Annotated in this window: 9 protein-coding genes and 1 pseudogene; 9 read left to right on the forward strand and 1 reads right to left on the reverse strand. The window is 61.2% G+C overall.

What is annotated here, in order from left to right; genetic code table 11:
* Positions 1-678 (reverse strand): chromate resistance protein ChrB domain-containing protein (locus EPN80_RS09120; protein WP_293026004.1); only part of this gene is annotated, 678 nt, incomplete at its 3' end.
* A gap of 389 nt (positions 679-1,067) precedes the next feature.
* Between EPN80_RS09120 and EPN80_RS09125 the strand changes: the two are divergent.
* From EPN80_RS09125 to EPN80_RS09165, 9 genes and pseudogenes are all read left to right on the forward strand, one after another.
* Positions 1,068-1,532, forward strand: a pseudogene (locus EPN80_RS09125) (tyrosine-type recombinase/integrase); the annotation flags it as partial.
* 274 nt (positions 1,533-1,806) lie between these two features.
* Entirely contained in the window at positions 1,807-2,475 is a 669-nt protein-coding gene (locus EPN80_RS09130) for a metalloregulator ArsR/SmtB family transcription factor (protein WP_293026006.1), read from the forward strand.
* A gap of 16 nt (positions 2,476-2,491) precedes the next feature.
* Positions 2,492-2,842: a DsrE family protein gene (locus tag EPN80_RS09135; protein ID WP_293026008.1), complete on the forward strand. Its 351-nt coding sequence runs from the start codon at positions 2,492-2,494 to the stop codon at positions 2,840-2,842.
* 32 nt (positions 2,843-2,874) lie between these two features.
* Positions 2,875-3,606 carry an MBL fold metallo-hydrolase gene (locus EPN80_RS09140; protein ID WP_293026010.1) on the forward strand — a complete coding sequence of 244 codons (732 nt, stop codon included), beginning with the start codon at positions 2,875-2,877 and terminating at the stop codon, positions 3,604-3,606.
* On the forward strand, positions 3,603-4,943 hold the full coding sequence (locus EPN80_RS09145; protein ID WP_293026012.1) for an MFS transporter: 1,341 nt from the start codon (positions 3,603-3,605) through the stop codon (positions 4,941-4,943). Before EPN80_RS09140 ends, EPN80_RS09145 begins: the two co-directional genes overlap by 4 nt.
* 460 nt (positions 4,944-5,403) lie before the next feature.
* Complete coding sequence (locus EPN80_RS09150) at positions 5,404-5,832, forward strand: transposase (RefSeq protein ID WP_293026014.1); 429 nt, start codon at positions 5,404-5,406, stop codon at positions 5,830-5,832.
* Positions 5,829-6,176 carry an IS66 family insertion sequence element accessory protein TnpB gene (tnpB, locus tag EPN80_RS09155; RefSeq protein ID WP_293026016.1) on the forward strand — a complete coding sequence of 116 codons (348 nt, stop codon included), beginning with the start codon at positions 5,829-5,831 and terminating at the stop codon, positions 6,174-6,176. Before EPN80_RS09150 ends, tnpB begins: the two co-directional genes overlap by 4 nt.
* 51 nt (positions 6,177-6,227) lie before the next feature.
* On the forward strand, positions 6,228-7,190 hold the full coding sequence (locus tag EPN80_RS09160) for an IS66 family transposase (protein WP_293026018.1): 963 nt from the start codon (positions 6,228-6,230) through the stop codon (positions 7,188-7,190).
* Positions 7,191-7,195: 5 nt separating this feature from the next.
* Positions 7,196-7,639 (forward strand): transposase (locus EPN80_RS09165; RefSeq protein ID WP_293026022.1); only part of this gene is annotated, 444 nt, incomplete at its 3' end.

Genomic DNA, 7,639 nt, shown 5'->3' on the forward strand with positions numbered 1-7,639 from the left:
ACCGAGCGCATCTGGCGGGCAGGCGTCCGGAGAGACCAGCCAGAGGAAGCGCGCTTGCGGATCGATAAAACGACGGATCAGCCAGGCGCTGGCCACTCGATCGACCCATAGCCGTTGCCGGGTCGCCCACGTCCGGGCCTGATAGTCGTCGCGCCGTAGCGGCCGGATAACCAGCTCGGCTGCCTGGGGCTCGCCAGGCGACAGGACCGTATCTGCAAGCGCCAGAAAATCTTCCCAGGCAACCTCGGCGTCGGTCGACGCGGTGCCCGGAAAGTAGTCGATCGTCCGGATCGCGTCATAGTCCTTGCGCAGGCGACGCAGCAGCCGGGTGACTTCAGCCGGTGGCAGTCCTCCCAGCGTTTTCCGCGCGGCGCCGAGTGACGCGACAAACGCCGCGTAGTCATCGTTCCGATCGAACAGTGCGCGAAAGTCCGCTTCCTGCGAGACGTCCAGGCTTTGCGCCCGGAGCAGATGTGCGGTGCCGCCGGCTTCGTCGATGCTGTTAGCCAGGTCGCGCAGCATGTCCTCGCGCTCGGCGGTATGCGGCAACAGGTAGATGCCGTCACGCAGGACCGCGCACCCCTTCGCTTTCAATGCCCGCCAGGCCCGCATGCGCGCGGTGGCGTTCTCGGTGGGAAACGTCAGGACCAGGACAGCCCAAGTGGTTAAGGTGCTCATGCAAAGTACACTACACAAATGTAGCCAACTTTACAAATAATTTTTTTGATTTTCAGGCGCGTGTGACCAGGCGGGGCGCTTTGACCCGAACGCACGCAGCGTTCGGCGGAGCTGCAAGGCGCGCTCGAGCTGATGACCGCGGGGGCGCAGCGCCTGACGCCGCGCCCCCCGAAGTCTCCGACGAACCTGTTAGTACGCCTTCGCCGCCTCAGCCGTCTGGGCGGGCGATATTGGGTTTTCGGACCATTGGGGCCGATGCTGCGAGAGTACCGGGCATCAGACAGGGCGAGAGGCGTTGGGAATTCGAATAGCGCCGCCACGAAGCGCGGTGCCTTAAAGTACGAAAAAGTCCGAATCCTGAGGGCACCCCGACTGCACCGAGGCAGGTTCGCCTGCGTGGCAAGGGTAAAAAGGATCGCCTGTTGCCGCTTTGGCCCGAGACGGCCAACGCGTTGCACCGCCTTCGCGGTATGTCACACGACGCCGACGGGCAGTGCGTATTCGTCAATCGACACGGACAACCCCTGACGCGCGACGGCGTCGCCTATGTCCTGACCAAGTACGCGACCGCAGCGGCTCACGAGAACCCCGCGCTGCTGCGAAAGCACATCACGCCGCACGTCCTGCGCCACAGTTGCGCCGTGGCGTTGCTGCAGTCCGGAACCGACGTGACGGTGATCCGCGATTACCTTGGCCATACCACCGTCGCAACGACAGGCCGCTACATCACGATCAACCTGCAGATGAAGAGCGACGCCATGCAGGCGTTCTGGAAGAAGGCCGGCATTGAGCCAGCGAACGCAAAGTCGTGGAAGCCAAAGGGCGATCTGCTTGCGTTCCTGCAGTCCTTGTGAGCGTGATCAACTTTATGCCGAGTTCGAACCCCAGAGATACTGCTCGCGCGTCGGTAGAAGCTTGTTCCTCCCCGGATAAAACTGCGCTCGGGATAATCTAGCATATTGACCGGCAATTAAAATATTGTGTTGGTGGGTATGGGTATGGGTATGGGTATGGGTATCGGATGCGCTGTCTCAAAAAATTAAACCCGAGGAAAACAGCGCTGAACGTCCAAAAAAACCGGGTGCAACTAGCTATTCCATATATTCTAAAATACGTTAGAATGTTTCTATGAGCATGCGTGAAATCAAGAACCACCTTTACGACCAAGTTGCACGAATCGGTGCGGCCGTGGCCAGCCCTAAACGCCTGGAGTTGCTTGAGTTGCTTGCCCAAGGCCAGAAGACCGTGGAGACCCTGGCGCGCGAAGCGGCGATCGACGTCCGGTTGGCCAGCGCCCATTTGCGCGTGCTGCGAGAGGCATGCCTTGTCGATGTTCGCCGTGAAGGAAAGAGCCGCGTTTACCGGCTCGGGGGCGCAGACGTTTCTGCGCTTTGGGTGGCGCTACGTAGCGTGGCCGAATCCCGTCTGGCCGAACTGCAAGTCGCCATGAACCGTCTGTTTGCCGGCCCGGAACGACTCACTCTGGAAAGCAGCCGCTCACTGCTGGAGAGGGTTCGCGCCGGCGACGTGGTGTTGATCGATGTGCGCCCCGAGTCGGAGTTCCGCACCGCGCATCTGCCTGGCGCACGGTCAGTCCCCCTGGACGAGCTTGAGGCGCGAATCAAGGAAATGCCGACCGACAAGGAAATCGTCGCCTACTGCCGTGGTCCGTTTTGCATCATGTCGGATACGGCGGTGACGGTACTGGCCCGGTACGGCTTGCGAGTGCGAAAGATCGCGGAGGGCGTGGCGGAATGGCACGCGGCTGGCTTGCCCCTGGACGTTGCTACGGCCTGATCCCTGGAGTCTTATCATGAGTGACATACTGCTGATTCTCAACGATGCACCGTATGGCAGCGAGCGGATCTACAACGCATTACGGCTCGCCATCACCCTGGCGGCTCAGCCGGAACAAAAGGTGCGCATATTCCTGCTAGCTGATGCCGTGCTCGCGGCCAAGGCAGGGCAGAAAGTTCCGGCCGGCTACTACAACGTGGAAACGATGCTCGGCAAGGTCGCTCTGCGTGGGGAGATCAGCTTGTGCGGCACCTGCATGGACGCACGCGGGTTGCGCGACGATGAACTGATTGCCAACTGCAAGCGTTCTACGGTGGCCCAACTCGCTCAATGGACCATCGAGGCAGGCAAGGTACTCGTTTTCTGACGCACCGTTTGCTCGGCCGGAGATCGATAATCATGTTCTTTAAACAGCTCGCCACGAGGGAATCCAGCCTCTCGTATCTGTTAGGCTGCGGGGGTTTCGGCAAGGCGGTCGCCGTCGATGTGGTCGCCGGCGACGAATCCTGGTTTGTGGAGCAAGCGGCCCAGGCAGAAGCGCTCATCACGCATGTCATCGACACCCATGTGCATGCAGATCATCTGAGCGGCGGGCGGCGTCTCGCCGAGATAGCGGGCGCTCCATATTGCCTGCACGAGGCGGCACGCGAGTTCGTGCATTTTGATTTCGAACCGTTGCGGGGTGGGCAATCGGTCGAGATCGGCAATGTGCGTATCGAGGTACTGCATACGCCAGGGCATACCCCAGACAGCGTCTGCCTGCTGGTCACCGACCGGCGCCGGGGCGAGACGCCCTGGTTCGCACTAACGGGAGACACCCTGTTCGTTGGTGGCGTGGGTCGCCCGGATCTGGCTGGACGCGAGCGCGAGATGGCTGGACAACTTTACGACAGTCTTCACACCAAGCTGCTACCTTTGCCTGCAGCGATTGAAATCTACCCGGGCCATCAAGCAGGCAGCGTCTGTGGAGCGGGCCTGTCGGGCAAGCCTTCGTCGACGCTGGCGTTCGAGAGGCGGTCCAATCCCATGCTCAACCTTCCGCGTGAGGCTTTCATCGAGCTGCTTACCTCGAACATGCCACCGCGACCGACGGACATGGACAGCATCATTGCCGCCAACGTCTGCGCATGAAAATCGATATCGACCCCAGCGGTTCGCCGCGGATGCAGTCACGCGATACATACGTTCAAGGCATCCGCGCCAACCTGCAACAGTTCATCTGGCAAGCGGTTCAAGTATTCTTGGTCGGTCTCGTTATCGGTATGGAACGCACCGTACTGCCGGTGGTGGCAGCGCAGGACTTCGGCGTACCCAGATCGTCGTTCCTGTATCTGCTGTCCTTTGTGATTTCGTTCGGGTTGGTCAAAGGCGCGCTCAATTTCGTTGCCGGACGACTGTCTGAACACATCGGGCGCAAGCGTGTGCTGATCCTCGGTTGGGTGGCGGCTATTCCTGTGGCGCTGCTGATTTTTTATGCCCAATCGTGGTGGTGGATCGTTGTAGCGAATGTCTTTCTGGGGATCAATCAGGGTTTCGCGTGGAGCATGACGGTCACCAGCAAGGTGGATATCACTCGTGCCGATCAGCGCGGGCTTGCCACCGGCATCAACGAGTTCGCGGGTTACGCTGCGGTAGGCCTTGCGGGCGTGGTTACCGCCTATCTGGCCGCTCTGTATGGCCCGCGGAGTGCATTGCTGGGTTTTGCTGCCACGGTGGTTACGGTGGCATTGCTCACCGCGCTCCTGTTCGTGCGCGAGACGCTTCCCTGGGCTCACGCTGAGCGTCACCGACACACGAGCGGCACCCATGCCGGCCCGCAGCAGCACTTCGCCGACGGCTTGCCCGAATATCCGAGCTCACGCCAGGTGTTCATGTACGTGTCGTTCCAGAATCGTACGTTCTCTGCGCTGTGCCAGGCCGGTGTGGCCAACAAGGTGGCCGATACCTTGCTATGGGTATTGTTCCCGCTCTATCTGCACGAGCGAGGTTTAAGCTTGGTGCAGACCGGATGGGTCACGGGCGTATATGGCATGGTCTGGGGCGCGTCGCAACTCGTGACCGGGCCGCTGTCGGACAGCATCGGCCGGCGTACTCCGGTGGTGGCCGGCTTGTGGTTGCTAGCCGCAGGTGTTGCTGCGGCGGTAATCGTCAACGGTTTCGGCGCTTGGATCGCGAGCGCGGCAATTGCGGGGGTGGGCATGGCCCTGCTGTACCCGAACCTGATCGCCTCGGTCGCCGACATCGCATATCCAACCTGGCGGAGTTCGGCGCTCGGCACCTATCGATACTGGCGAGACACCGGTTACGCAATCGGTGCGCTCGCCCTCGGCTTGATTGCGCAGTCGCGTGGCGATATTGTTCCGGCGTTCTGGTTCACGGCGGTTCTGCTGGTCGCGTCCGGGGTTTGGGTGCTGCTTCGGGCAGATGAAACCCATCCCGGCCGATCCCATAGCTCTTCACGTCCCTGAACCAGCCCAACCGAAATTCGGCCTCTCAGCACAAAGCGATTTCCGCGACACCTGCGATTCGCCGAAAGCAACACGAATACACGGCGGTTGTCGGAAGCGCGACGACAGCGACGTTCACGCCCGAAGCGTTGCCGCGCATCGATGAACGGGCACGAAGTGTCTACCAGTAAGGCAAAGCCGCAAGTGCGAGCAGCGGGCCAAGCAAGAAGATGTCCGTCAAGGTCAATAGCGAGCCAGAGCTCGCCTTATATCCGTGCCCGGCCAGCTGTTCGATCATCGCTTTGCCATACACCCTCTCCCTGGAGGCGTAGTAAAGCACGTGAAGGCGGATGGGCCCTGCATAGAGATCTCGATCGTCCATCAAACGCCACATGGTGCTGACTATAGCGTAAGCGTAATTTGTAGGCCGTATCGACAACAGTAGTGGAAGTGTCCAAAGTAGTCCCCGTCAAATCAAGTGGTGGGGACTACTTTGTCTACATCGAATACAGGGGTTTCGAACCGCAAGGGTCGGCCCAATTACGCGTTGGCATACAAGCGTCAGGTGGCAATCGCGGCATGTGAGCCGGACATCTCGGTGGCCAAACTCGCTCAGTCGCACGGCCTCAACGCCAACATGGTTTTCAAATGGCGGCGGCAATATCGAGCTGGCTTGCTTGACGGGCACGGGGATGAGCAGACGGTCTTGATGCCGGTGGCTTTGCCGTCCGATTTGTCGACCGAGGTGCGCGCGCAGCGGGCACCGGCAATGCCGGCTGCTGAGCTTGGCCGGAATTCGGCGCTTGCCTCTGGTATTGAAATCGAATTGAACGGCGCACGTGTTCGGGTCACGGGAACGGTCGATCCCATCCAGTTGCGCTTGGTTTTGCGTTGTCTGATGCCGGTATGATCGTGCCTCCCACCGGTACTCGCATCTGGCTGGCCGCTGGCGTCACGGATATGCGACGCGGGATGGATGGCCTGGCCACGCTTATCCAGTCCACTCTCGAGCACGATCCGTTCTCGGGTCATATCTTTGTCTTCCGCGGGCGCCGTGGTGATTTGATCAAGCTGCTGTGGTGGAGCGGCGACGGCATGAATTTATATGCCAAGCGTCTTGAGCGCGGGCGTTTCATATGGCCACAGGCTACCTCGGGCAGTGTGCATCTATCGGCGGCACAATTGTCCATGTTGCTCGAAGGCATCGACCGGCGGCGTCCCGAGCGCACTTGGCAACCGACACACGCAGCGTGAAGCCGCATACAAGCATGCACAAATCCAGGGGTATGCTTTACACTGCCGGGCATGCCTGCCAGTACGCTCCCCGACGATATCGCCACGCTCAAACGCATGCTCGCCTCGCGCGAGGAGACGATTGAGCGGCTCTTAGCTGAGATCGCGCGCCTCAAGCGCTGGCAGTATGGGCGTTCATCGGAGCGCATGGTCGAACTGATGGGCCAGCTGCAACTCGCACTGGACGATCCGCCCGTGCCCGGGCAAGAAGCCAAGCTTACCTGCGCGGCTGTCGCACCTGCCGAAGACATCGCACCAGAAATCGGGGAAACAGCCAAGGTGGTTCCGTTGCGCCGCAAGTCGCGGGAGTTCCCCGCGCATCTGCCGCGCGAGACGATTGTTCATGCGCCGGCGGATTGCGACTGTCCGGAGTGCGGAGCTCGGATGCGGATGCTGGGCGAGGACGTCTCCGAGATGCTCGATTACGTGCCGGGCTACTTCAAGGTGTTGCGCCACGTTCGCCCCAAACTGAGCTGTGGGCGGTGCGCGAAGGTGAGCCAGGAAGCGGCACCGTCGCGCCCCATAGCACGTGGCATGGCCGGCGCCGGGCTGCTGGCACAGGTAATCATCGCCAAATACGCTGATCACACCCCGCTGTACAGACAGGCGGGCATCTACCGCCGTGCCGGGATTGAACTGGAGCGCGCCACGCTCGCATCCTGGGTGCGTGAAGCCGGCAGCTTGCTACAGCCGTTGGCCGACGCGGTGGGGCGATACGTGCGTCAGGCGCATAAGATTCATACCGATGACACACCGGTGCCAGTGCTGGAGCCAGGGCGCGGCAAGACGCGCACGGCGCGATTATGGACCTACGTCCGGGATGACCGGCCAGCCGGTAGCCGGGCGCCACCGGCAGTCTGGTATCAGTACTCGCCCGATCGCAAGAGCGAGCGGCCTCGAGCACATCTGACTGGCTACAGCGGCATCCTGCAGGCGGACGCCTACAGCGGATATGACGCGGTATATCCGCTGTAGGCAAGATAGTCGAAGCCGCATGCTGGGCGCACGCCCGGCGCAAGTTCTACGACCAGTATGAACTGGAGCGCTCGCCGATCGCCGAGCAAGCGCTGAGCCGGATCGCGGCGTTATATGGCATTGAGCGAGAAATCCGGGGCTGCTCACCGCAGGTGCGCCGATCGGTGCGCACGCAGCGTGCGGTGCCGCTGCTGGACAGCCTGAAGCCCTGGCTTGAGCTCACGCTTGGGCAAATCTCGGTGAAGTCTGGCTTGGCCAAGGCGATCAAGTACTCGCTGGCACACTGGCGCGCTCTCACACGTTATTGTGAGGACGGGCGCATTGAGATAGGTAGAGTCGAGATGTGGCGCGGTGGCCGTAGGTCCGGTTTGTCTGTTACCGCCCCTTTCGTCTGGCGGTGCCCGAAGAACCTCACCATAGCTCCGTTTCCACATCCCGCTCATCGAACC

The sequence above is a fragment of the Pandoraea sp. genome, from assembly GCF_004297875.1.
Taxonomy (GTDB): Bacteria; Pseudomonadota; Gammaproteobacteria; order Burkholderiales; family Burkholderiaceae; genus Pandoraea.

What these genes read in the sequence shown, in the direction of transcription:
- EPN80_RS09130 (WP_293026006.1), top strand. Translation starts at nt 1,807, where the DNA reads ATGAGCATGCGTGAAATCAAGAACCACCTTTACGACCAAGTTGCACGA.
- EPN80_RS09135 (WP_293026008.1), top strand. Translation starts at nt 2,492, where the DNA reads ATGAGTGACATACTGCTGATTCTCAACGATGCACCGTATGGCAGCGAG.
- EPN80_RS09140 (WP_293026010.1), top strand. Translation starts at nt 2,875, where the DNA reads ATGTTCTTTAAACAGCTCGCCACGAGGGAATCCAGCCTCTCGTATCTG.
- EPN80_RS09145 (WP_293026012.1), top strand. Translation starts at nt 3,603, where the DNA reads ATGAAAATCGATATCGACCCCAGCGGTTCGCCGCGGATGCAGTCACGC.
- tnpB (WP_293026016.1), top strand. Translation starts at nt 5,829, where the DNA reads ATGATCGTGCCTCCCACCGGTACTCGCATCTGGCTGGCCGCTGGCGTC.
- EPN80_RS09160 (WP_293026018.1), top strand. Translation starts at nt 6,228, where the DNA reads ATGCCTGCCAGTACGCTCCCCGACGATATCGCCACGCTCAAACGCATG.